Here is a 24,333-nt window from a genome sequence, read left to right on the forward strand (position 1 = left end):
ACCAACTGAGCTAAGGGGGACCTGATTTCAACGGAGGCGAATATTAATGAGCATCAACCGTTCTGTCAATACAATATCTTAGTTTTTTAGGCTTTCTTTCAAATTGATTGAATAAGCAGCTATTTTCGCTTTAAAAATAGCTCATATTTAGCAGTTAGCGCTATTTTTATTACTCAAACTCGATTTTGATAAAATTAAAAATTTTAAAAAAAACTACTTTTCCGGCTAAAACAACATCTCTTTTTCTTTTAGCAAATTAGAAAAGCACTAAAAAATTTCGCGTACTAGATATAAAAAACTTCAAGCTGTCATTTTTAAAATTTAGAAAGAACTGTTTTTACGTTACAAATTAGCAACTAAATTGCGCAATAATTCGGCAATAAAAGTGCCAGAATTACTTTGAACTTTAATTAGCAAAAATACAGCTTACTATACTATTTTGTTATAAAGATTTAGTTGATCACTGTGTTTTACAACAGTGTTTAATAAATCTGAAACATAAACTTATAGCCCGTCAGGTTAGCGTTGACTTACCTAATTTTTAGTCACATTACTGTAACATAGCGGCTTTATTGGTGTTAGTGCAGTTATCCACTAATCCTGTGGATAAGTTTGTGTATAACACTTGAAAATAACAAAATCTAATTTGTTTAAAGAAGTCAATATAGCATTTGATATTTTTATGAAAAAATATTTTATTCATTATTATCAATATCTTATTGTGTTTTCGATAGAAATTGCACCAAGGTGGTACATAAAGTTACCTAACATTCGTTTTCCTGTGTGTAGTTTTGCTAGGTAGATAGAATCTGTTTAGTAAGATGTTGAAAAATTGACAATTTATTAACATTTTTCGGCAGTTAATAAAAACTTAAAATTTTCCGTTCCGAGACGATCAGATCAATGGGATCCTTATCTAAGCAGTAAAAAATATATAAATAGGCATATATTCGAAAATCTGTCTGTCATATAATTATGTGCTTGCTTTCGCAGCGCAATTACACCCCAAATAAAGTAAAAAGTAGTTTAGGCATAGTTAATTTTCACTATGTCTATTATCATTGTCGATTAGCCTTAACGAGTACAAATACAGTGAATGAGTCCAAAGCAACAAACCGAAACAATGATTTGCTGAATGGTCCCATTTTCGAAACATTAAGACGGATGACGTTGCCAATGATTTTGGCGATGATTATGTTGATGACGTTTGGATTAGCCGACACGTTTTTTGTGAGTATGTTGGGTACTGAAGAACTGGCAGCAATCAGCTTCACATTTCCTGTCACATTTACCATTATTAGCTTAAACATAGGTCTTGGCATCGGCACCTCAGCGATTATTGGTCGTTCCTTGGGGTCAGGTGAAACTCACTTAGCCAAGGAATTTGCCACTGGCGCTTTAATGCTCTCTTTTATTTTAGTCGGTGCGTTGGCTTTTATCGGTTATTTAACTATTGACCCTATTTTTCGTTTGATGGGGGCAACAGATGACTTATTGCCTTACATAAATGACTATATGGTGGTGTGGTATGCAGCGGCCATATTTTTAGCTGTTCCCATGGTGGGAAATAGTGTTTTAAGAGCCGCGGGAGATACTAAAACCCCAAGTATTATTATGACCTGTGGTGGCATAATTAACGTTATTTTAGATCCCATCTTTATTTTTGGTTGGGGACCCGTTCCAGCGATGGGAATTCAAGGTGCGGCGCTAGCTACCGCTATTGCTTGGGGGATAGGGCTGCTCTATATATTGTATTTACTTGCCGTAAAACGGAAATTAATGCTTCCTCGGTTATTGACCTTAAAAGAGCTAAAGCTGACCAGTGGTGGGGTTTTACGAATAGGTTTACCTGCGGCTGGAGCCAATATGCTAACTCCAATTGCTGGCGGCATAATCACTGCAATTGCTGCTGGTTATGGTCCTGGAGCCGTAGCGGCTTGGGGCGTGGGAAGTCGCTTAGAATCGATTGCCAGTATCTTGGTGTTAGCACTATCAATGTCGTTACCTCCGTTTATCAGTCAAAATTTTGGGGCTAACAAAGTTACTCGAGTTGCTTCTAGTTACGTACTTTCGCTTAAGTTTGTACTCATTATTCAGCTAGTTGTTTACCTTCTTCTGTGTTTAGTCGCACCATTTGTTGCCTCTTTGTTTGCCGAAGAACAGCAGGTTGCAGACTTAATTGTTTTATTTTTGTATATAGTGCCCCTTGGTTATGGATTGCAGGGCGTTGTTATTCTCACAAATTCTTCCTTTAATGCCATGCATCAACCGATATCAGCATTGATCTTAAGCGTCATTAGGTTATTTTTGTTTTTTGTACCATTGGCTTATTTAGGAAGCGAGTTGTTAGATATTAAAGGCATGTTTTTTGGCATTATATTAGCTAATATTTGTACCGCAATTGTAGCTTACGTTTGGTTTACGAAGAGCATCAATACGCGACACCAACCTGCCTAATTAAGTAAGGAAAAAGAATTGAGTCGACCATTTGAATTATCCTCACATTATCAACCCGCGGGTGATCAGCCCCAAGCGATCGAAAAACTTGTCGATGGCTTGGAAAGCGGGTTAGCAAATCAAACATTGTTGGGGGTAACTGGTTCTGGTAAAACCTTTACAATGGCGAATATTGTCTCGCAAGTACAAAGACCGACGTTAATTCTTGCTCACAATAAAACCCTCGCAGCGCAATTATACGGAGAAATGAAAGAGTTTTTTCCTAACAACGCTGTTGAGTATTTTGTTTCTTACTACGATTATTATCAGCCCGAAGCTTACGTTCCGAGTACTGATACCTTCATTGAAAAAGACTCTTCCATAAATGACCATATTGAACAAATGCGATTGTCAGCCACCAAGTCTTTGATGGAGCGTCGCGACGTTATTATTGTGTCGAGTGTTTCAGCTATTTATGGACTAGGTGATCCTGAGTCTTATATGAAAATGTTGTTACATTTGCGTCAAGGGGATTTAATGGATCAACGGGCTATTCTTCGTCGCTTAGCGGAGTTGCAATATGCTCGCAACGATGTCTCTTTTGAGCGTGGTACTTTTCGTGTGCGCGGTGATGTAATTGATATTTTTCCGGCTGATTCGGAGAAGCAAGGAATCAGAGTCGAGTTGTTTGATGAAGAAATCGATGCCATTCGATTATTTGATCCATTGACTGGCAGCGTTGAACAAACTGTTACTCGCGCCACTGTCTTTCCGAAAACGCACTATGTTACTCCACGGGAAAAGATCTTGGAGGCAATAGGGCATATTAAAGTAGAGCTCAAAGATCGCAGAGAACAACTGAAATCAGTACATAAATTAGTTGAAGAGCAACGCATAGTGCAGCGTACTCAATTTGATATGGAAATGATGCAAGAGTTAGGTTACTGCTCTGGTATTGAAAATTATTCTCGGTATTTATCAGGCAGAGCGCCTGGTGAGCCACCGCCAACATTATTAGATTATTTTCCAGCCGACGGTTTGTTGTTTGTGGATGAGTCGCATGTGACGGTTTCGCAAATTGGTGCCATGTACAAAGGCGACCGTTCTCGTAAAGAAACCCTCGTTGAATTCGGTTTTAGGTTGCCTTCAGCATTAGATAACCGACCATTAAAGTTTGAAGAATTTGAACAAATTTCTCCACAAACTATTTATGTTTCAGCCACGCCCGGTAAGTATGAAATTGAAAAGTCCGGTGACGATATCGTTGAGCAAGTTGTTAGACCAACAGGTTTGTTAGATCCTGAAGTAGAAGTGAGACCCGTTGCTAGCCAGGTTGACGACGTAATGTCGGAAATAAACTTGCGTGTGGTGAAAAACGAAAGAGTGTTAGTAACCACGCTAACCAAACGCATGGCGGAAGACCTCACGGATTATCTGGATGAACATGGCATTCGAGTAAGATATCTGCATTCAGACATAGATACGGTTGAGCGTATTGAAATTATCCGCGATTTACGATTGGGTAAATTCGATGTTCTAGTGGGGATTAACCTGCTTCGAGAAGGTTTGGATATGCCAGAAGTTTCATTAGTCGCCATTTTAGATGCTGATAAGGAAGGCTTTTTGCGCTCTGATCGCTCACTGATTCAGTCTATGGGGCGGGCTGCTCGAAACGTGAATGGCAAAGCAATACTCTATGCCGACCGAATCACAGGTTCAATGCAACGAGCAATGGAAGAAACCGAGCGCCGACGGGAGAAGCAACATCAACATAACCTTGATAATGGTATCGTGCCCACGCAATTAAACAAACCTATTACCGATATTATGGATATAGGAGAGGGTAATTCGGTGGATGTTGGTAGCAAAGTTAAATTGCGTAAAATTGCTGAAGCGAATAAAACATACAAAGCAATGACAGCCACAGAGTTGATGGCGAAAATTGCTGAATTAGAAAAGCAAATGTTCACTGCAGCCAGAGAGTTGGAATTTGAAAAAGCGGCGAGTTTACGAGATGAAGTGGAACTTCTTCGTGAGCAAAGTGTAAAACTATCTTAGGGGGATTGAAGATAGTTTTGCTATGTACTAATGGCTACTTACTTGTGATGACGAGAGTGTTGAGGGGCAAAAAGGTATGAGTTTAGATAAGGTTGTGACTTTGAGTTAAGTGTTTTAAATCCCTAAAACATCAATAGAATAAACTGTAATTAATGATTGTAATACAGTGGCAGCTTGCCTAATATAGCAATTAGAGTATCTATTTATATACCTTAACTTGGTGTTTTTATGTTAAACCGCTTACAAGAATCAGACATAAAATTGTTACGTGTTTTCTATGCTGTCGCCTCATGCAACGGCTTCACCGCTGCTGAACCTGTGCTTAGAATGCAACGTCCGAATATCAGTGCTGCAATTAAAAAGCTCGAAGAAAGATTAGATCTAGTGCTTTGTCATCGAGGCCGTGGCGGTTTCCAAATGACCAAAGAGGGTGAAGTAGTTTTTCAGGAAACTAAACGAATCTTTAATGCTTTTGATAATTTTGTGTTTAACTTGAAGAGTTTACATGATGATTATTCTGGCCATATCACACTAGTATTGATGGCTGGATTACCTCTTTCTATGCAGCTTGCTGTTAGTAAAGCAGTTAAAAGCACAATGAAAAAATTTGATGATATTCACGTCAATATACAAACCCGACTTTACAATGAAGTTGAGCATGTGGCCTTATCCGGCGAGTGTCATTTAGTTATCTCAACTTATGACATGGTAAAACCAGAATCGGTAACCTTCCATACTGTTGATCATATTTGTCATGGAAGATTATATTGCGCCCCTTCACATCCGTTGGCTAAGTATAAAGAAGCTTTACCTGAGACCGTGAAGATAGAAGATTATCCGGCAATTGGGATTTCAGGGTTGTCCTCAGCTAATTATATTCAAGATGAAAGACGTTTAGCTATTCAAACGTTTTCTGACTCTTTCGATGGCTGCATGTCGGCTATCATGACTGGTGAGTATGTAGGTTTGTTGCCTGATTATATGACCAAAGAACAAGGCGCTGGCTTAGGCTTAGTCCCTGTTGGTGGTGGTAATATGTTCAAATTTGAACATGAGTTATTTGTTATGAACGGCAAAAATACACGCTTAAACCCAGTATTGCGTCACTGCATTAAAGAGCTCAGTCACTTTATCAAAGAAAGTCAGAAGTAAATTTGAATTTTAATTCATAAAAAATGCCAGCATAATTGCTGGCATTTGATTTTAGATAGTCTTATTTTTAACGCTGAAACTCGCTGGTTTTACTCCATTGTGGCCAATCATTTGAGTTGGCAATGCTGTAGCCCACATCGAATAACATTTGCGTATCTTCTTGAATGCCGCCAAAGTCCCAGTTTTCTCTGAATTGATCACATACCTGATGGTAACAACCTTTTACTACTACACTGGCGCGTTTACGATATTTAGCGGTCGCTTCGTCTATTGGTTCGTTGCCACCTTTAGCATAAAGGGCAGGGACCCCTTGTTTTGCGAAACTGAAATGATCGGAACGATAATATGATCCAGCTTCCGGTCTATCTTCTTGTGTCAGATAACGGCCTTGCTTAGTGACGGCTGACTGAAGATAGTTCTCTAAATCAGATTTCCCCATTCCCACAACTGAAACATTATTTGTTCTGCCTAAAACGTTGAGGGCATCCATGTTTAGATTTGCTACGGTTTTATCTAACGGAATAATTGGGTGTTCGGAATAGTATTTAGAGCCAAGCAAACCTTGCTCTTCAGCTGTTACAATTAAAAAGGTAATTGAACGTGCTGGACGAATAGAAAGCTCTGAAAATGCTTTTGCCATAGTTAAACTGGCGGCTACCCCTGTCGCATTATCGTGAGCACCATTATAGATTTGGTCCCCTTTTAAACTGGTGTCCATGCCTAAATGATCCCAGTGCGCGGTGTAAATTATGTGTTCGTCAGGAGCGACGCTGCCAGGTAATGTTGCGATAACATTATTGCTCACTGACTTTTTCAGCTTACTGTTTATTGTAATTGAAGCTGTTGTGCCTAATGCTTTGGAGTAGGGGCCTTGCATTGCTTGGGCTTTTTCATGGCTGAAATCAAGGCCTGCTTCGGCAAACACTTTGTTGGCGGCTTCAAGACTAATCCAACCTTCTACCGCGACTCTGTCTGAGTTACCATTTTTGGAAACTAAACTGTATTGCGGGCCACTCCAGCTGTTGGATACAACTGACCAACCGTATGAGGCTGGCGCTGTTTCATGGACTATAATGGCTGCTTCAGCGCCTTGACGGCTGGCTTCTTCATATTTGTATGTCCAGCGACCATAGTAAGTCATAGTTTTACCTTGAAACTTACCACTTTCGGGATTTTCGAACCCAGGATCATTAACTAAAATGACCACGGTTTTGCCTTTTACATCTAGGCCTTCATAGTCATTCCAATTGTATTCTGGTGCATTTACACCGTAACCAACGAATACAATTTCGGAGTCATTCAGATTAACTTGGGCAGTTTCACGTTTCGAAGATGCAACCATATTTTTTTGGTATTCAAATGTATTTTGTCCCATGCGTAGTTGCATGTTTGGATCAGCAGTAATTTCCATTAATTCCACTGCTTGAAGATAACTATTACCATTGCCAGGTTGAAATCCTAGCGTTTTGAAATTATTCACTAAATACTCAAGGGTTTTCGTTTCCCCTGCTGAGGTTGGTGCTCTACCTTCAAATTCGTCAGACGATATAGTTTTGACGTGCTGTTTCAACTCCTGTTCACTGATGCTGTCATACACCTGCTGGAAGTTACTTTGCGGACTATTGCTGTCTGGGAGTTGTTCACATCCGGCCAAAGCCAAAATCGAAAAAACAACGGGAAAAATAAAACGTCGTGATTGCATATTGTTACTCTTATTATTACATTTGCGTCCAGTATAAGAAATCCATCAAAAAGACTCTAGTAGCCAATGACAACACTTAACCCAACATCGCCTAGCGAATGCCAAGAATTGTGGACAGGCATTGCAAAAAGGCCGCCTTTTACTGAACTTGAACAGCGTTATAGCTTAACTAAATTTGAGCACTTATTGCATGCAGACACGCTCAACACTTTAAAAAATAGGCTTATTACCACAGAGAAAGGCTCTACCCAACGTGGACATACCCAACGTGGACAGGCACCGCAAAATGATTTCAGTCAGAGTTTGAATCATGGACAGGCATGTCAAATTGATTTTAAACAGTCTTTTAAATGTCAAAATTCCATGTCTGATTCGGAAGACTATTACGAAACCATCATTTTCAAAGACAAAATTATTCCTACCCGACCTAATTCTTGGCATGACTTATTTAATGGTTTGATTTGGCTTAATTTTCCTAAAACTAAAACACTTTTAAACGAGTGGCATGTTGAAGATATTCAATCCCATGGTTTAACACCGCGTACCCATCGACGAAACCAAATTACACTGTTTGATGAATGTGGCGTTATTTTGGCTGTCTCGGATCCACAAATATGTGAAAACCTGTCTAATCATCAATGGAAAAAGGTTTTTATTGAAGACAGACATAAGTGGGCAAATTATAACTCGTATTTACATCACGATTTGGAGCGGCTAAATAACCAGGACAGTCATGTTAAGATGCCGGCAGCTAAAGCGTTTGTTTTTGGACACGCAAATTATGAAATGCTTCTAAATCCTTTTATCGGGTTGACTGGGAAATGGTTAGCTATAAGAGTTGATAACAGTTTTTTCGAGGAAAATTATGATCGGCAGTTAACTATTTTAGATTCTGCTATTTATGAGCTTTTAAATCGTAAACATTTGCTTTCAAACTCGAGAAAACTATCACCCATTCCGCTTTTAGGCATACCAGGTTGGCACTTAGCAAACGAGAACGAAGACTTCTACATGAATCAGGACTACTTCAGACCCGCTCGCTCAAAATAACTTTGCCATGGTTATTTCATTAATAACAAGAAAAACCACAGTACTATTATTATTGCAAAAGGCGCAATTGCAATTGTATAAATCTTCGAACTGTTAAATTTGGTCCAGCGGCTAAGTCCCACAGCTATCAGGTAAATACTAAAAAATAGTTCAGGCTTTATTAAATTAGCTAACCCATACCACTTTGAACCTTCGTCTAAACTTAACCAATACGACAAAGCTAGAGGGTTTAATTGGCCAATGGAAATTTGATTGTTTTCAGCTAAAGTCAGGCTGATTAAGGCCGCAATAAAACCAATTACCGAGGGTAACGAGACCCACCATGTAAAACCGTACCAATCTGTAAACCCATTAATACACTCATCATCTGTTTTAGCGACTAAGTTGAGATAAGCAGCAAGTATTAAATTGATGATTACTTGGAATAAAAAAGCAACGATAAGCATACCAGTAACTAGAAAATCTGGTTTGATTTGCGCTCGAATATTATTTTGTTCGGCAGGACTAAGATTACCAGCTGTACTATTAACGATAAAATCACGATACCATTCAAAATCAACAAAATTGTAATATAAATATATTGGTAGTAATACAAAACTCATAACTAATATGAAAGGTATCCAAGACCAATTATTATTATTGTTAGCAGCTTCAAAAACTCCATTTGGTTTTGTGAATATTTGTAGAGATGCTTGGAATGGATTAGTGGGTTGCATAACAAAGGTGCTCTCGTTAGGTTAAAGTTTTTCTTGATTCACTCTAAATGGCGTAGTTGTTTTATTTTGTATAAATGTAAAGCAGAACTTTTTCAATTATATGTAATAAATCCAGCAAGTTATACACTATTGAACAAGTATGTCCGAATTACAGGCATTTGCTTTAATATTGACTGTTTAGTTTACTTTATAAATCTGTAGAGTTTATCTAGCTAAAATGCAATCAGGGAAAAGTAATGATAGAAATAAAGAGCTTAGCTAAAAAGTTTGAGGTTGAGAATCCCAAAAAACTTAGCGAGCAAGAAAAGAAAGATCCTCGCCTTAAAGGCCGGTACTTCCATTCTGTATTGGATGTGACGTTTACAGTAAATAAGGGGGAGGTACTTGGTTTACTCGGCCCTAATGGGGCAGGTAAAACTACAACTTTAAGAATGCTATCTACGGCCCTGCAACCAAATCAGGGAAGTGTCTTTATAAACGACGTTAATGTATTAGAAGATCCCTTAGTTGCTCGTCAGAAAATTGGATTCCTATCAGGTTCCACAGGGTTATATGGTCGTTTGACTGGTCGTGAAAATATTGAGTATTTTGGACAGTTGCACGGTATGCATAAACAAGAAATCGAAAGTCGCATAACAGAATTATCAGACTTGTTAGAAATGGGAACTTTTTTGGATCGACGAAGTGAAAACTTTTCTACTGGAATGAAGCAAAAAACATCAATTGCCAGAGCTGTAGTCCATAATCCTGAAGTCGTTATATTGGATGAGCCAACTACAGGTCTAGACATAATGGCGACTCAAACTGTGCTGGATTTTATTCGTAGTTTGAAAAACAAAGATATCCCCGTCATTTTTTCGACTCACCATCTCAGTGAAGTGGAGGAGTTATGTGACAGAGTAACTGTTATTGATAAAGGGATTAGTCAGTTTGATGGCAGTCTTGATGAATTTAGGAGACAGGCAATAGATGGTAATTTACATGATGCTTTCTTAGCCACCATTCAAAAGGGAGAGTCATAATGTGGTTGGTGTTTTTAAAAGAATTAAAAGAACTAGTCAGAGATAAAAAAACGCTATTTTTTATGATTGCGGTTCCCATACTTGTAATGCCTGCTTTCGCTGGTATAGCTATTTATTTTGCGCAAAATGCCGCGACTGAAGCACAAAATAAAGTGTTGAATTATGCGTTGATAGGAGGACAGTACGCTCCTGATATTGATGCTAAATTAATGCAAATTGATGGTTTAAAAAGAGTTGAAATCAATCAGCAGACGGATTACAAAAAATTGATCCAAGAGAATACAGTCGATTTTGTCTTAGAAATTCCAGCAAATTACTCTGATGACGTTTTGCAATCTGGACAGGCACTGCTAAAACTTCATCTAAATGATTCTGGCTTGAATCGCGTTTTTTATCGTGTAAATGAAATAGTTGATGAACAACTTCAAAAATTAAGGGCGTCCGCTTTTGCTAAATTGAATTTATCAGAAGAACAACAAATTGCTGTATTAAATCCGATTATTCTAGAGAAAGTTAATACTGCTGACAGCCGCGAAAATTGGGGAGAGAAAATAGGTGGTTTAATACCTTACTTTATTTTTATATTGTGTCTTCAAGGGGCAATGTTTCCGGCTGCAGATTTAGGGGCGGGAGAAAAGGAAAGAGGAACCTTAGAGACCTTGTTAATTTCGCCTATTGAGCGCTACAAACTAGTATTAGGTAAATTTCTAACTATCGCCTTTGCAGGTTTAACTTCAGCACTCATTACTGTCACCAGCATGGCATTATGGGGGCTGATACTTAGTCAGGGTTTAGCGATTGAGTTTGTGGTGACATTTATGTCTTCCATTGGCGCTGTAGACTTTATTCTGATGTTCCTGATGTTAATTCCCGTGGTAGCTATTTTCGCATCTATTTTATTAAGCCTGTCCATCTACGCTAAAAGTTACAAGGAGGCGCAAAGTTATATGGGGACGTTGATGATGTTGTTGTTTATCCCTATCTTTTTAGCCATGGCGCCCGGGGTTGAATTGAAAGGGATTTGGGCTTGGGTACCTTTAACTAACGTTGCATTGGCTATAAAAGAATTGATTAAAGGTACAATGGATTATTTTCAGTTGATTGCAATTTTCGGGTCTACGGCTTTGATTGCCGCAGGTTTGTTGGCATTTTGCGTAAACTGGTTTAATAAAGAAAAAGTTCTGTTCCGTTAATTGTAAATTGGTCGCATTAGAATTTGTGTTGCAGATATTATTCTTTAGGCTCTTACTCAATAATAATTATCTGTGACACTTAGTATTCTTTTCCTGTTCGTATGTTCTTTGAATCGTTTTAAGGCGTGATAACTACCTGCTGCAAGACCATAAATCGCTTCGAATTGGTGACTGAGAGTAAACCAAGTTGATTCAATAAAATTCAGTTTGGTTAGAATACTCTGTTGAGAAGTAGTAACTAAATTGTCATGCGATGGATTGGATATTTTAGCTGTTTCCCTCACTAAGCTTATATAATCGATCAAATTTAAAGGTAAGCACGACTCTTTGTTGTTTTCAGAAACAAAAGGCATTAATTCGCGAGGTTGAATACCTTTTTGAAATGCCGCAATGCGTCGTTTAATGCTAGTGTGACTCGAAGTTTCAGGTGTAGCCTCTATCTTAGCTCTAATAGGGTTTAAATCGACATATACCATGCAAGCGGTTAGCGCTTTTTCGTCTAGCAACGCTTGGGATTTAAATCTACCTTCCCAGAAATGCCCAGTGCACTTATCTTCTAGATTTGCCCGTCGAGCAATCGGTTCATTCAACTCGCGCATAAACCAACTAATATCAAATAAGCGCTGACGATATATTGATATTGTATTATTGAGGGCTTGTCTTTGGGTTTCGTTCAATTCCGGTGATTTAGTTTGGATAAACTGCAGAGCTAATTCGGTTGGCTTGTGTATTTTTTGCCAATTTTTGATGACGTCTGTGTCTGATAAACCAAGTGCTTTAGTTTTATTTACATGCAATACCACGTGAATATGGTTGCTCATGACTGCATAGGCACATACATCAATGCAAAAAACAGATGTGAGTAATAATAATCGGTCCTCAACCCATTGGCGTCGATGTTCATAGTTTTGGCCGCTATGAGTGTCTATGCCACATAGGTAGGCACGGCGAACGCACCTAGATACACAGTGGTAATACGGCGTATCAACCAGGCTAATTTGATGCTTCCTTGCAACAGGCATTTTTTAATCCATTTTTAATGCAATTCACAATAGCTTAGTAGTAATTTTGGTAATGAGAAGTCTAGTTTAAATTGAATTCAGGTCTAGTTTGGTTGCCTGTCCACAAATTGTAGTTTTGGTGCCTGTCCACGATTTGGTACCAAAATTTTGTAGTAGGAATTTTAGAATTAGAGGCTGTAAGAATACTTCAACAGCAGCAAAACGATACTCGAATACAGTAAAGAAACTGGCCAACCAAAGTTGATAAAATGTTTAAATTTATAATTGGCGGCATTAAACGCTAATAAATTGGTTTGATATCCATAAGGTGATAAAAAACTAGCGCTGGCAGCGAATGCTACCGCTAATGCGAAGGGCATAAGTGGAACTTCTAGCAGTTGAACTACACCGTATGCGAAAGGAAACATCAGGGCTGCGGCTGCATTGTTGGTGACCAATTCTGTCAACAGTAGGGTTAACCCGTAGACAACCAGCAAAGCTATAAATGGACTGCTGTCACTTAAAAAGGGTTTTAAGGAACCGGTTATTAGATCAATTACGCCTGAAGAAGATAGGGCAGACGCTAAACTCAATGCGCCAACAATCACAATTACTAAGTTAATTGGAATGTTTCGTTTTAGCTCTGAATTATTAATAACACCGGCGACGATTAACGCGGCCATGAAAAATAATAAGCCTGAAGATAAACTGAGTACCGAAGTTGCAGCTAATAAAATGGTTAATAAAAAGCCACCAATGGTCAAAATTTCTTGAGGTTTATTTAGACGGGTTGAAATTTTCTGTTCAGAAATGATAAAGAAGTTTTTACTCAGGTTGTGCCTGTTAACAAAATCTTGTCCCGTTGCAAGTAAGAGGAAATCTCCGGCTTGCAATTTAATGTCTCCCAATTTACCAGATAACTGCTCACCATCTCTTCGAATAGCAACAACTGCAGCATCAAATAGGGCTCTAAACCCAACAGCTTTAAGGGTTTTGCCTATAATTTGAGCTCGATTTGAGATGATAACTTCGGTTAAGTTATCTCTTAAAAGGCCATCTGTTTCGGCAAATAACACTAACCCCTTTATATGTGAAAGGCTGTCTACGTTCTTTATGTTTCCAGAAAAAATTAATTTATCTTTTTCTAAAATCATCAGGTCGGGAGCTACTGGACTAATTAATTGCCCGTCACGAATGATTTCAACTAAAAACAATTCAGGTAAATTTCGTAAATGATTTTGTTCTACGGTTTTTCCGATCAATTCCGAATCAGCTATCACTTCAGCTTCTATAAAGTAATATTGAAAATTCCCTTTGCGGGTCTCAATATTTGGCAAAATTGGTGTTAATAAAAACATTAATAAGCCACAACTTAAGCCGGCAATCAAACCGTAAAAGGTAAAGTCCCAGAACTGGAAACCAGGGTGTCCTTGTTCAATCAGGAAGCTATCTACAATCAAGTTGGTAGATGTTCCTATAAGCGTGACTGTCCCGCCTAATATTGCGGAGTAGGACAGCGGAATAAGTAACTTTGATGCAGGGTGATGTTGATTTTGGCTGATTGGAGCAATCATACTGGCAACCACTGCGGTGTTATTTAGTAGTGCTGAGGATGCAAAAGTGAGTCCAAACAATCGCCAGTAACTCGCTTTAAAACTGGCTGTAATCAGTTTTCTGCCTAAACTTTTAATCATGGATGTCTTATCAACGGCGGTGCTAACTAACAGCAAAATAATAAGGGTCAGTAAGCCTTCGTTGGTAAGATTATGGGCAACTTCTGAAAATGTTATTTGGCCAAATAGCATTAATGCTAATGTGGAACCTGCAAACACAGAAGAAGGGCGCTTATCAGTAAAGATAAGCGCCGCAATAGTTGCGAAAAAAATCGCGATAACAGCAAATTGATTAAAATCCACAGCTGGGAGTTCGAGTAATTATAACTTGGTTATGTCAGTGGCATTCCAATGTGGGAAGTGTTTTCTAACCAAAGTATTGAACTCAATTTCAAATTCTGAGAATTGATTCACAGCCGTTGTCGCCTGTGTCTGCTCGATTATCATTCCTGCGCCCACAGTTCCATTTGTTACCCTATCTATAATGATAAACGCACCTGTAGCACGATTTTCAGTATAGGGGTCACAAGCAACCATCTGAGTAAGCTTGATATTAGCAACCGCAATCTCATTTAAGTTCAGATGTACTGCTTCTTTCTTTTCCATGGTATTGACGTCAATTAAATAATTGATATTGGTGACCGAACCCGGTACGAATTTCGTCGCAAATTTAAAACCATACTGCTTGTTTGGAATCAATGCTTCTTCATCCATCCAAACCAAATGGGTCTTAAACGTATTTCCATGTAGTGGTAAATTATCCGACTTAACAATCATATCGCCACGAGATATATCAATTTCGTCTTCTAAGGTTAAGGTCGTAGTCAATGGAGCATGAGCAAGCTGTTGTTCACCTTCAAAGTTAACGATTGATTTTACCGTTGACTGTTTTCCAGATGGCAAGGTCGTAACCTTATCGCCTACTGCAATTTGACCAGATACAACTGTACCAGCAAATCCGCGGAAGTTAAGATGTGGGCGATTGACATATTGCACAGGGAAGCGGAAATCATCCAGATTGAGGTCTTTACCGATTTCTATATTTTCCAACGCTGTCATCAAGGTACTTCCAGTATACCAAGGCGTGTGTTCGCTTTTATTCACCACGTTATCGCCATCAAGTGCAGACAAAGGAATAAAAGTGATATCAGGAATGTCTAGTTGTTTAGAAAACTCCAAATAATCTTGCTTAATCTCTTCAAAAACAGTCTGACTATAATCCATCAAATCCATTTTGTTGATAGCAACAATGACGTGTTTGATACCTAACAACGAGACTAAAAATGAGTGACGACGAGTTTGCGTTTTCACGCCAGCACGGGCGTCGACTAAAATAATCGCCATTTGGCAGGTTGAAGCACCTGTTACCATGTTACGCGTATATTGTTCGTGTCCTGGAGTATCTGCAATGATAAATTTACGTTTATCAGTCGAAAAATAACGGTAAGCTACATCAATGGTGATACCTTGCTCACGCTCTGATTGTAATCCATCAACCAACAAAGCAAGGTCAACTTTTTCGCCTGTTGTGCCTACTTTTTTACTGTCTTTGGTAATCGCTGCTAACTGATCTTCATAGATCATTTTTGAGTCGTGTAACAAACGTCCGATAAGCGTACTTTTGCCGTCATCTACACTTCCGCAAGTAAGAAATCGAAGAAGATCTTTTTTCTCATGTTGATCTAAGTAAGACAATATATCTTTTTGTAGTAATGTGTTTTCGCTATTCATATTTTAGCAACTCACCAAAAAATAAGGGTTTAATACAGAATCTTTTTGATTGTAACGTAACGCTGGGGCATCAGGATCCAATGGGTTGTCTGAATTGATAACGGTAACTTTACCGCCAGCAGCTTCAACTACAGCTTGTGCTGCACCTGTATCCCATTCAGATGTTGGACCTAATCGAGGATATAGGTGAGCCTTGCCTTCAGCAACCAAACACAGTTTAAGTGAACTTCCCATTGCTACTAATTCTGTCTGGCCAGGCAGAGAATCCAGTAATGATTTAATTTCAGGGCTTTGGTGTGAACGGCTACCTACGACTTGCCAGGTTTCGCCATCTTGATGTGGTTTAACGCTAATATCGTTAATTTCTCCACCATCTATCTTATATGCGCCTAGTTCACTAACACCAACATAAGTGGCATTTAGTACTGGGGCATAAACTACGCCTAAAACAGGCTTTCCGTTACTAATTAAAGCGATGTTAACGGTAAACTCACCGTTTTTCTTTACGAATTCTTTAGTGCCATCTAGTGGGTCAACCAGCCAGTAATCATCCCAGGTTTGTCTAGTTTTCCAGTCAATACTGGCAGACTCTTCTGATAAAATAGGCAGTTCCGAAATCGCTTTGAGTCCATCCACAATGATGTGATGTGCGGCTAAATCTGCTTCGGTCAAAGGACTTTCATCAGACTTTTCGTAAATAGCGAAATCTTTTTTATATATTTCAAGTATGGCTGTCCCTGCTTTATGGGTTATTTCAGCGACTTGCGTTGCGAGAGCATGGTCAAACATCAGTCTAAAAATCCTTTTTCCTGTAACATTTTAAACAATAACTCAGCAGATTCTTCTGCGCTTTGTCCTGAAAATGTTAAATGAATTTCTGGATTCTCTGGTGTTTCGTAGGTGGAATCAATTCCCGTAAAGTCTTTAATATCGCCCTGACGAGCTTTTTGATAAAGTCCTTTTGGGTCTCGTTGCTCGCAAACTTCTAAGGGAGTATCGACAAACACTTCGATAAATTCCCCTTCGGCCAGCAAACTACGACAAAAATCTCTGTCCGCTTTGAATGGCGAAATGAACGCTGTGAGTACGATTAATCCTGAATCTACAAAAAGTTTAGCCACTTCGCTGATTCGGCGTATGTTTTCAACTCTATCAGAGTCGCTAAAACCTAGGTCGCCACACAAACCGTGACGAACATTGTCACCATCAAGCAAATAAGTATGCTTGCTGGCTTCAGCTAGTTTCTTTTCTAATAAATTAGCAATAGTAGATTTGCCAGAGCCACTAAGACCTGTTAACCAAATTACTGATGGTTTTTGTGCTTTTGCTTTGGCTCTGCGTTGCTTGTCGACATCATGTTGATGCCATACGATGTTGTTAGCCATTAGAAATATCCTTCCATCTTTTTCTTCTCCATTGAACCTGAAGAGTCATGATCTATAACCCTTCCTTGACGCTCTGAAGTTTTAGTTAACAACATTTCTTGGATGACTTCAGGTAAGGTATCCGCTGTAGATTCGACAGCACCCGTTAGTGGATAACAGCCTAAGGTTCTAAATCTAACTGAACGCATTTGCGGTACTTCACCCTCTTCTAAAGGCATACGATCGTCGTCAACCATAAACAAAACCCCATCTCTTTCAACAACAGGTCTGGGTTTGGCTAAGTATAGTGAAGGGATTTCAATATTTTCTAGGTAAATATATTGCCAGATATCTAACTCAGTCCAGTTAGACATAGGGAATACACGAATACTTTCCCCTTTATTGATTTGCGAATTATAGATATTCCACAATTCTGGACGTTGATTTTTTGGATCCCAACGATGGTTATCATCACGGAAAGAGTAGACTCTTTCTTTAGCACGAGACTTCTCTTCATCGCGACGAGCCCCACCGAAAGCGGCATCAAATTTATATTTGTTCAGAGCTTGTTTTAATCCAGCCGTTTTCATTATATCGGTATGCTTGGCACTACCGTGGGAAAACGGACCTACGCCCATATCGATACCTTCTTGGTTGATATGAACTAGCAAATCTAAATCATGCTTCTTAGCCATCTTGTCACGGAATTCGATCATTTCGTGGAATTTCCAAGTGGTGTCGACATGTAATAAAGGAAAAGGAATTTTACCTGGGGCAAAAGCTTTGCGGGCTAAGTGTAATAAGACCGAAGAGTCTTTTCCTACTGAATAGAGCATTACTGGGTTATCGAATTCTGCAGCAACTTCTCTGAAAATATGAATACTTTCAGCCTCAAGCTGTTTCAAATGAGTCACTGACGGAATAGAGTTAGTCATGTTTTATTTCCACGTAAATTCGAGCGTTAGACAAAATACTTATATGCATAGAACAATAACATACTTTAGAGCAGAATAGGTATGACCATTTACTATATTTAGCAACAAAATCGTTTAAAAAAAGCAAAGGTAAACAACTTGTTAATAGCTTGTTTGCCTCTGTGTTTTTTCGCCGTTTTTTACAAATCTTCTAATTCACGGTCAACGCTATCGAATGTCTGGCAAATAGTTGCTGTAGGCTTGGCTGTCATAAGACTGACACCCACAGTAAAGATACAACTTACAATAAACCCAGGTACTATTTCGTAAATGACATCGCTCAATGCCTGTCCATTAATCGTTAAGTCTGCAAAAACCCAAATGAGTACCGTTACTGCACCGGTAATCATACCAGCTAATGCACCAGCAAATGTCATGCGCTTCCAGTACAAACTAATGATAACCAATGGTCCAAAAGCCGCACCAAAACCAGCCCATGCGTTACTAACTAATGTGAGGACTGTGCTATCTCGGTCATACGCAAGCATTACCGCTACAAAAGCGACTAAAGCCACCGATATACGACCTACCATGACCAACTCTTTTTGACTGGCTCCACGACGTAAAAATGCTTGATAAAAATCACCCGTCAATGAGCTTGAGGTCACCAGTAGCTGCGATGAAATGGTACTCATAATTGCGGCTAGAATTGCTGCGAGTAAAAAACCGCCGACAAATGGGTTAAATAACAATTGTGATAACACAATAAAAATAGTTTCAGGATCTTCAATATTTCCTTGGGTTTTAGTCATATAGGCTAAACCGAACAAACCCGTTGCAACTGCGCCTGCCAAAGAGACGATCATCCAACTCATGCCAATCCGTCTCGCTACTTTCATGTCTTTGACATGTCGAATAGCCATAAATCTTACAATTATGTGTGGCTGTCCAAAATAACCGAGTCCCCAAGCAAGTAACGAAATGATGCCGATGGCCGAGAGTGCCTGTCCAGTTGATGCATCTACCCACAAACTCATCATATTCTCACTAACACTCGATATCTGTTGGGTGACTTCGCCTATACTGCCCACTTCAAACAACACAACTAAGGGAACCATAATAAGAGACACAAACATTATGCAGCCTTGCACAAAGTCAGTCATGCTCACCGCTAAGAAACCACCAAATAAGGTATACGCAACCACCACACCGGCTGTCACATAAAGACCGGTTTCGTATGTTAAACCAAAAGAGGATTCAAATAGCTTGCCGCCAGCAACGACACCGCTGGAGGTATAAAGGGTAAAAAATATAATAATCACGACGGAGGAAATAACTCGGAGTAAGCGGCTTTTGTCTTCGAATCGGTTTTCAAAATAGTCGGGTAGGGTAATAGAATTATTAGCCACTTCAGTGTAAACCCTAAGCCTTGGAGCAACCAAAATATAATTCAGGAAAGCACCTATGGTTAATCCTGCCGCGATCCAGATACTCGATAGTCCGGATACGTACATTGCGCCAGGAACTCCCATTAACATCCAACCACTCATGTCTGACGCACCTGCAGATAAGGCTGTCACTTTAGGGCTTAACGTCCTACCACCGAGCATGTATTCTGTCATGTCGGATGTGGACTCTCTGAAGGCGTAAAGGCCTATACCAAGCATCACGATAAAATACACGGTAAGTGATATGAGTGTACCTAATTCCATTGAAAATCCTTTGTTTTTAATATTTATCTCTGTATGAGTTGATCTATGCTAACAAGCATAGCGGTGGCATACTAGGGGCATCCATCTAAGCCGTAAAAATATTATTACAGTTGACCTAGTGCAACGACTAATATTAAGGCATCGAGAATTCTTAGTTTTATGAATTATTGTTTTTATGCATTTGAGCAATTAAGCCCGAATCAGCTTTATCAAATTTTGCGTTTACGCCAGAACGTTTTTGTTTTAGAACAAAAAAGTTTTTATGACGATATTGATAATCTGGATCAACTATCCAAACACTTATGTGTCTATTCACAGAAGCAGCAATTGTTGGCTTATTCACGATTACGGATTGTTGGCGAAGCATCGGTTATCGGGAAAATAGAACGAGTTGTTGTAGACAGCCATGCTCGTGGTCAAAGATTAGCAGCTCAAATGATGGATGAAATTATTGAATATTTCCAACAAGATACGAAGGTTGAAGGGCTTTTATTATCGGCTCAGGTAGATGTTATTGCGTTTTATAAAAAGTGGGGATTTGAAATAAAAAGTGAGCTATACGATGATGGCGGTATCGATCATGTGGATATGTTTCTCTCTTTTAAATAGCTCGCATGGGAAATAAAAAAGACCCAATTAATGGGCCTCTTCAAATATCAAATTGTCGAACACTACAAGTTAGACGTTAAAGCGGAAGTGAATAACATCACCGTCTTTCACAATGTAGTCTTTGCCTTCCAAACGCCATTTACCGGCGTCTTTGGCTCCTTGCTCACCTTTAAATTCTACGAAGTTGTCGTAACCAATTATTTCAGCTCGAATAAAACCTTTTTCAAAGTCTGTATGGATTTTACCGGCAGCTTGTGGTGCAGTTGAGCCTTCAGGGAAAGTCCAAGCTCTTACTTCTTGAACTCCAGCAGTAAAGTAAGTTTGTAAGGTCAATAAGTTGTAGCCCGCACGAATGACTCGGTTTAAGCCGGGTTCTGTTAAACCCAATTCATCCATAAATTCTGCTTTTTCTTCTTCATCTAACTCTGCTATTTCAGATTCAATTTCTGCGCATACTGCTACAACTACTGCATTTTCTTTTTCAGCAATAGCGCGAACTTTGTCCAGATAAGGATTATTCTCAAACCCATCTTCGTTAACGTTTGCTACATACATTGTCGGTTTAAGCGTCAGTAAGTTCATGTAGCTAATTGCGGCTAGTTCTTCTTTTTCTAGCGCCACACCGCGAAGTAAAGTTCCTTCATCCAATGCTGGCTTAATCTTTTCCAATACTTTTATTTCGAATTTTGCATCAGAATCACCACTTTTAGCTTTTTTGGCAACTCTAAGTAGTGCTTTTTCAACCGTTTCTAAATCAGCCAAGGCCAATTCAGTGTTGATAACTTCAATGTCATCTTGTGGATCAACTTTACCTGCAACATGCACGATGTTGTCATTTTCAAAACAACGAACAACATGTCCTATGGCATCTGTTTCGCGAATGTTTGCGAGAAACTTATTACCTAAACCTTCGCCTTTAGAAGCACCAGCGACCAATCCTGCAATATCAACAAATTCCATTGTGGTAGGAATGACGCGTTGCGGTTTAACGATCTCAGATAGTGCAGTCAGTCTTTCATCTGGCACAGGTACAACACCTGTATTGGGTTCAATCGTACAAAACGGAAAATTAGCCGCTTCTATGCCAGCTTTTGTTAATGCATTGAACAACGTTGATTTTCCGACGTTGGGCAAACCAACTATTCCACATTTAAAACCCATTTGGTGTTCCTTAAACTATTTGGCGCTCAGATAATCCGGCGTATGCTGTTATTCTACTTTGAATGAATGAAGGCGATTCATTGCCTTTTTTAAATCATCCTTTAACAATATTTCGGTACAACGCAATGCTTCGTCTATTGCGGCATCGATTTTTTCTTGATCTTGTTTTGACGCTTTTCCTAACACATGGCCGGTAACTCTGGATTTATCACCTGGATGACCAATGCCAATACGTAAGCGTAAAAAGTCTTTAAAGTTTCCCAGTTTTGAAACTATATCCCTGATCCCATTTTGACTGGAACTGCCGCCAACCTTGAATTTTACAATACCGGGTGGTAAATCAAGCTCATCAAATGCAACCAACATATTTTCAGGGGGGATTCGATAAAAACTGCTTAGAGCTGAAACTGCCTGACCACTTTTATTCATATAGGTGGTAGGGATCAGTAATCTAATATCCTGTCCAGCATAAGTAATGCGGCCAGTATATCCAAAAAATTTATTTTCCAATTTGAGCGTGCACCCAAATTGTTTTGCCAGTGCTTCAACAAACCATGTACCGGCATTGTGACGGGTATTTTGATATTCGGGGCCTGGATTTCCCAGGCCCACAATAAGTTGAATGTCAGACAAGCAACTTATTCCTCAGATGCAGCTTCTTCAGAATCGCCTTCTTCAGCTTCTTCTGCGCTTGGTCCTTTAGCTGTTTTAATTGTTGCTACAGCCAAGTCATGAGACTCACCTTTAGCAAGCTCAACTAAAACTACACCTTCAGGAAGCACAAGGTCAGACAAGTGAACAGTTTCACCTAGACCAACAGACTCTAAGTTAACTTCGATGAATTCTGGAAGTACGCCAGGTAAACATGTTACTTCAACATCATTCATGTGATGTTCTGCGTGACCGCCTTCAGTTTTAATTGCTTCCGCTTTATCTTCGTTGATGAAATGAAGAGGTACATTGGTTGTAACTTCTTTATTTTTATCAACACGCAAGAAATCTATGTGTGTAACTTTTGGTTTGAAAGGGTGACGTTGCATATCTTTAACAAGCGCGTCTACTTTTTCACCAGCAATGTTAAGAGTAAGAACGTGGCTATAAAAAGCTTCGAATTCTTGCGCTTGAATTACTTTGTTATGAGCTAGTGTTAGAGATACTGGGTCTTTACCAGCACCGTAAAGGATAGCAGGGACTTTGTCTTCACGACGTAGGCGGCGGCTCGCACCTTTCCCCAAGTCAGAACGAACTTCTGCATCCAAGTTGAAAATTGCATCAGACATTTTGGAACTCCAAATTAAAAAATTAAATTTTGTAGTTTCTTGCGACCAGAAACTACATAAATGCAAGTATTACCTCGCTACCCATTGAAAACGGGCGCGGAAGTCTACCACTCGAGTGCATACTTAACAAGCACTTGGTACTTTATTTAACTAGCTGTCTAAGATTTTGTATCACTTGTGGATATAGGATAGATTAGCTTTTTAGTTATTCTCAATATAGGAAATAGTTTGAATGAATCATCTTAAATCTTGGGTCGTAATATTGTGTGCCAGTTTAATCAATTTCAGCGTTTTTGCTGAGCAAACAGCGTTAGTTGGTGGACGCTTAATTGATGGGTTTGGGCACCAACCTATAGCGAATAGCGTCATTTTAATCAAAGATGGAATTATTCAACAAGTAGGCACAGTTGATACTTTACCTGTGCCTAAGGGGTATCAAATTGTTTCCACCGAAGGGATGGATGTGTTACCTGGTCTGTGGGAAAACCATGCTCATTTAATGCTCAATGGTCACTCAGACTATGTGCATTGGGATAAAGCTTACATAAACCGTTTGGCTGATGAAATTATGCCCGCGAGTGCTGTGCAACTATTGCTCGCGGGGATCACGAGTGCTCGAGATTTAGGAGCACCTTTAGATGACACCATAAGCGTTAAAAAACGAATTGAAGATGGCACTATTCCTGGTCCTAACTTATATGTGTCAGGGCCGTTCTTACAACATGAAGCCTACCCAGGAACGGAACAGTTTCGTTGGGGCATCAATGGGGTGCGTGATGCAAAGCAAAAAGTTAATAAATTAGCTGATGCAGGTATGAACATCATTAAATTAATTGATCAGGATAAAATGGAATTAGAAGAAGCCCAAGCTATTGTCGATCAAGCGCATAAAAGAGGCCTTAAAGTTATCGCGCATTCCCATAGACCGAATGAAATTAGACGCGGTCTTGAAATCGGAGTCGATAATTTTGAACATACTGGACTAACAACCTCTCCTGAGTATCCCGAAGATATTGTAAAAATGCTAAAAGAGCGCACTGCAACCGGTCGAGTAGCGGGCGGACCTTTATTTTGGACACCCACCGTTGAAGGTTTGTGGAATTATCCTGCCACTGTTGCCAATCCTGAAAAATTAGACAGCCAATGTTGGAAGCGTGGACTCAAGGAAGACACAATTACTGATATCAAAGGATCGTTAGAACATGTAGGGCAACTGGACTACATGCAACTGACACCGCTACGTAAACCTACGTTGAAACGCAAGATCGCGCAATTGAAAGACGCGGGTGTGGTTTTTCTAGTTGGCACAGATAGTGGTATTCCGGCGAAGTTTCATTGTCAAAGTACCTGGAATGAAATGGCAGTATGGGTAGATGAAATGAATATAAGTGCTATGGATACGATTCGTGCAGCAACTTATTGGCCCGCAGTTATGATGGGGGTCCATGAAAAAACGGGTACGGTTTCAGCGGGTAAAGATGCCGATATTATTGCGGTTCACGGAGATGTTTTACGTTACATTAATTTATTACAGCGGGTCGACTTTGTGATGAAAGGTGGTGTGGTTTATAAATCAGAAGGTGTGCCGGTAGAGAAAAATTTAGATTAATCTCATGTTC

General features: G+C 39.4%; 20 protein-coding genes. 8 read left to right on the forward strand and 12 right to left on the reverse strand.

Annotation, left to right across the window (positions count from 1 at the left end; translation table 11 throughout):
• Nucleotides 1-1,092 precede the first annotated feature (1,092 nt).
• From KO530_RS20235 to KO530_RS20245, 3 genes are all read left to right on the forward strand, one after another.
• On the forward strand, nucleotides 1,093-2,457 hold the full coding sequence (locus KO530_RS20235) for an MATE family efflux transporter (protein WP_216050256.1): 1,365 nt from the start codon (nucleotides 1,093-1,095) through the stop codon (nucleotides 2,455-2,457).
• An 18-nt stretch (nucleotides 2,458-2,475) separates the two neighbouring features.
• The gene (gene uvrB, locus KO530_RS20240) at nucleotides 2,476-4,494 is read left to right on the forward strand and encodes an excinuclease ABC subunit UvrB (RefSeq protein ID WP_216050257.1); all 2,019 of its coding nucleotides are present in this window, start codon (nucleotides 2,476-2,478) and stop codon (nucleotides 4,492-4,494) included.
• Nucleotides 4,495-4,722: 228 nt separating this feature from the next.
• A complete protein-coding gene (locus tag KO530_RS20245; protein ID WP_216050258.1) occupies nucleotides 4,723-5,646 on the forward strand; it encodes a LysR family transcriptional regulator in 924 nt (307 codons plus the stop codon).
• A gap of 67 nt (nucleotides 5,647-5,713) precedes the next feature.
• On the opposite strand, the gene KO530_RS20250 is transcribed toward KO530_RS20245, so the two are convergent.
• Entirely contained in the window at nucleotides 5,714-7,348 is a 1,635-nt protein-coding gene (locus KO530_RS20250; protein WP_216050259.1) for a M28 family metallopeptidase, read from the reverse strand.
• Nucleotides 7,349-7,414: 66 nt separating this feature from the next.
• Here KO530_RS20250 and KO530_RS20255 point away from each other — a divergent pair, with 66 nt between their 5' ends.
• On the forward strand, nucleotides 7,415-8,398 hold the full coding sequence (locus KO530_RS20255; protein WP_216050260.1) for a DUF3025 domain-containing protein: 984 nt from the start codon (nucleotides 7,415-7,417) through the stop codon (nucleotides 8,396-8,398).
• Nucleotides 8,399-8,409: 11 nt separating this feature from the next.
• On the opposite strand, the gene KO530_RS20260 is transcribed toward KO530_RS20255, so the two are convergent.
• Nucleotides 8,410-9,114, reverse strand: a complete 705-nt coding sequence (locus KO530_RS20260; RefSeq protein WP_216050261.1) for a YIP1 family protein — start codon at nucleotides 9,112-9,114, stop codon at nucleotides 8,410-8,412.
• A gap of 236 nt (nucleotides 9,115-9,350) precedes the next feature.
• Between KO530_RS20260 and KO530_RS20265 the strand changes: the two genes are divergently transcribed.
• Both KO530_RS20265 and KO530_RS20270 read left to right on the forward strand, forming a co-directional pair.
• Nucleotides 9,351-10,136, forward strand: a complete 786-nt coding sequence (locus KO530_RS20265) for an ABC transporter ATP-binding protein (RefSeq protein WP_216050262.1) — start codon at nucleotides 9,351-9,353, stop codon at nucleotides 10,134-10,136.
• Nucleotides 10,136-11,329, forward strand: coding sequence for an ABC transporter permease (locus KO530_RS20270; protein WP_216050263.1), 1,194 nt, complete (start codon nucleotides 10,136-10,138; stop codon nucleotides 11,327-11,329). The genes KO530_RS20265 and KO530_RS20270 overlap by 1 nt, the downstream gene beginning before the upstream one ends.
• Before the next feature lie 56 nt (nucleotides 11,330-11,385).
• Here KO530_RS20270 and KO530_RS20275 read toward each other — a convergent pair whose 3' ends face one another.
• The 7 genes from KO530_RS20275 to putP form a co-directional block, all read right to left on the reverse strand.
• A complete protein-coding gene (locus KO530_RS20275; protein WP_216050264.1) occupies nucleotides 11,386-12,351 on the reverse strand; it encodes a transposase in 966 nt (321 codons plus the stop codon).
• Nucleotides 12,352-12,518: 167 nt separating this feature from the next.
• On the reverse strand, nucleotides 12,519-14,246 hold the full coding sequence (locus tag KO530_RS20280) for an SLC13 family permease (protein ID WP_216050265.1): 1,728 nt from the start codon (nucleotides 14,244-14,246) through the stop codon (nucleotides 12,519-12,521).
• An 18-nt stretch (nucleotides 14,247-14,264) separates the two neighbouring features.
• Complete coding sequence (gene cysN, locus KO530_RS20285) at nucleotides 14,265-15,674, reverse strand: sulfate adenylyltransferase subunit CysN (RefSeq protein WP_216050266.1); 1,410 nt, start codon at nucleotides 15,672-15,674, stop codon at nucleotides 14,265-14,267.
• A 3-nt stretch (nucleotides 15,675-15,677) separates the two neighbouring features.
• A complete protein-coding gene (gene cysQ / locus KO530_RS20290; protein ID WP_216050267.1) occupies nucleotides 15,678-16,463 on the reverse strand; it encodes a 3'(2'),5'-bisphosphate nucleotidase CysQ in 786 nt (261 codons plus the stop codon).
• On the reverse strand, nucleotides 16,463-17,059 hold the full coding sequence (cysC, locus tag KO530_RS20295) for an adenylyl-sulfate kinase (protein ID WP_216050268.1): 597 nt from the start codon (nucleotides 17,057-17,059) through the stop codon (nucleotides 16,463-16,465). The genes cysQ and cysC overlap by 1 nt, the downstream gene beginning before the upstream one ends.
• Nucleotides 17,059-17,973: a sulfate adenylyltransferase subunit CysD gene (cysD, locus tag KO530_RS20300; protein WP_216050269.1), complete on the reverse strand. Its 915-nt coding sequence runs from the start codon at nucleotides 17,971-17,973 to the stop codon at nucleotides 17,059-17,061. The genes cysC and cysD overlap by 1 nt, the downstream gene beginning before the upstream one ends.
• Nucleotides 17,974-18,152: 179 nt before the next feature.
• On the reverse strand, nucleotides 18,153-19,664 hold the full coding sequence (gene putP, locus KO530_RS20305) for a sodium/proline symporter PutP (protein WP_216050270.1): 1,512 nt from the start codon (nucleotides 19,662-19,664) through the stop codon (nucleotides 18,153-18,155).
• Between the two features lie 159 nt (nucleotides 19,665-19,823).
• Here putP and KO530_RS20310 point away from each other — a divergent pair, with 159 nt between their 5' ends.
• Nucleotides 19,824-20,273 (forward strand): GNAT family N-acetyltransferase, encoded by a 450-nt coding sequence (locus KO530_RS20310; RefSeq protein WP_216050271.1) that lies wholly within the window; start codon nucleotides 19,824-19,826, stop codon nucleotides 20,271-20,273.
• A 69-nt stretch (nucleotides 20,274-20,342) separates the two neighbouring features.
• On the opposite strand, the gene ychF is transcribed toward KO530_RS20310, so the two are convergent.
• From ychF to KO530_RS20325, 3 genes are read right to left on the reverse strand one after another with little or no spacing between them, the layout of a single operon-like run.
• Nucleotides 20,343-21,434 carry a redox-regulated ATPase YchF gene (gene ychF / locus KO530_RS20315; RefSeq protein ID WP_216050272.1) on the reverse strand — a complete coding sequence of 364 codons (1,092 nt, stop codon included), beginning with the start codon at nucleotides 21,432-21,434 and terminating at the stop codon, nucleotides 20,343-20,345.
• Nucleotides 21,435-21,482: 48 nt separating this feature from the next.
• The gene (gene pth / locus KO530_RS20320) at nucleotides 21,483-22,067 is read right to left on the reverse strand and encodes an aminoacyl-tRNA hydrolase (protein WP_216050273.1); all 585 of its coding nucleotides are present in this window, start codon (nucleotides 22,065-22,067) and stop codon (nucleotides 21,483-21,485) included.
• A gap of 5 nt (nucleotides 22,068-22,072) precedes the next feature.
• The gene (locus KO530_RS20325; RefSeq protein ID WP_216050274.1) at nucleotides 22,073-22,714 is read right to left on the reverse strand and encodes a 50S ribosomal protein L25/general stress protein Ctc; all 642 of its coding nucleotides are present in this window, start codon (nucleotides 22,712-22,714) and stop codon (nucleotides 22,073-22,075) included.
• A gap of 232 nt (nucleotides 22,715-22,946) precedes the next feature.
• On the opposite strand from KO530_RS20325, the gene KO530_RS20330 reads away from it, so the two are divergent.
• A complete protein-coding gene (locus tag KO530_RS20330; RefSeq protein ID WP_216050275.1) occupies nucleotides 22,947-24,323 on the forward strand; it encodes an amidohydrolase family protein in 1,377 nt (458 codons plus the stop codon).
• Nucleotides 24,324-24,333: the final 10 nt, after the last annotated feature.

The organism is Aliiglaciecola lipolytica (assembly GCF_018860635.1).
GTDB lineage: Bacteria > Pseudomonadota > Gammaproteobacteria > Enterobacterales > Alteromonadaceae > Aliiglaciecola > Aliiglaciecola lipolytica_A.

Bases quoted from the DNA above. Each gene is read 5' to 3' on its own strand.
- KO530_RS20265 (WP_216050262.1), top strand. From the start codon at position 9,351: ATGATAGAAATAAAGAGCTTAGCTAAAAAGTTTGAGGTTGAGAATCCC.
- KO530_RS20255 (WP_216050260.1), top strand. From the start codon at position 7,415: ATGACAACACTTAACCCAACATCGCCTAGCGAATGCCAAGAATTGTGG.
- KO530_RS20330 (WP_216050275.1), top strand. From the start codon at position 22,947: ATGAATCATCTTAAATCTTGGGTCGTAATATTGTGTGCCAGTTTAATC.
- cysD (WP_216050269.1), bottom strand. From the start codon at position 17,973: ATGACTAACTCTATTCCGTCAGTGACTCATTTGAAACAGCTTGAGGCT.
- putP (WP_216050270.1), bottom strand. From the start codon at position 19,664: ATGGAATTAGGTACACTCATATCACTTACCGTGTATTTTATCGTGATG.
- KO530_RS20325 (WP_216050274.1), bottom strand. From the start codon at position 22,714: ATGTCTGATGCAATTTTCAACTTGGATGCAGAAGTTCGTTCTGACTTG.
- KO530_RS20245 (WP_216050258.1), top strand. From the start codon at position 4,723: ATGTTAAACCGCTTACAAGAATCAGACATAAAATTGTTACGTGTTTTC.
- KO530_RS20310 (WP_216050271.1), top strand. From the start codon at position 19,824: ATGAATTATTGTTTTTATGCATTTGAGCAATTAAGCCCGAATCAGCTT.
- cysQ (WP_216050267.1), bottom strand. From the start codon at position 16,463: ATGTTTGACCATGCTCTCGCAACGCAAGTCGCTGAAATAACCCATAAA.
- ychF (WP_216050272.1), bottom strand. From the start codon at position 21,434: ATGGGTTTTAAATGTGGAATAGTTGGTTTGCCCAACGTCGGAAAATCA.
- cysN (WP_216050266.1), bottom strand. From the start codon at position 15,674: ATGAATAGCGAAAACACATTACTACAAAAAGATATATTGTCTTACTTA.
- KO530_RS20260 (WP_216050261.1), bottom strand. From the start codon at position 9,114: ATGCAACCCACTAATCCATTCCAAGCATCTCTACAAATATTCACAAAA.
- KO530_RS20275 (WP_216050264.1), bottom strand. From the start codon at position 12,351: ATGCCTGTTGCAAGGAAGCATCAAATTAGCCTGGTTGATACGCCGTAT.
- KO530_RS20270 (WP_216050263.1), top strand. From the start codon at position 10,136: ATGTGGTTGGTGTTTTTAAAAGAATTAAAAGAACTAGTCAGAGATAAA.
- KO530_RS20250 (WP_216050259.1), bottom strand. From the start codon at position 7,348: ATGCAATCACGACGTTTTATTTTTCCCGTTGTTTTTTCGATTTTGGCT.
- cysC (WP_216050268.1), bottom strand. From the start codon at position 17,059: ATGGCTAACAACATCGTATGGCATCAACATGATGTCGACAAGCAACGC.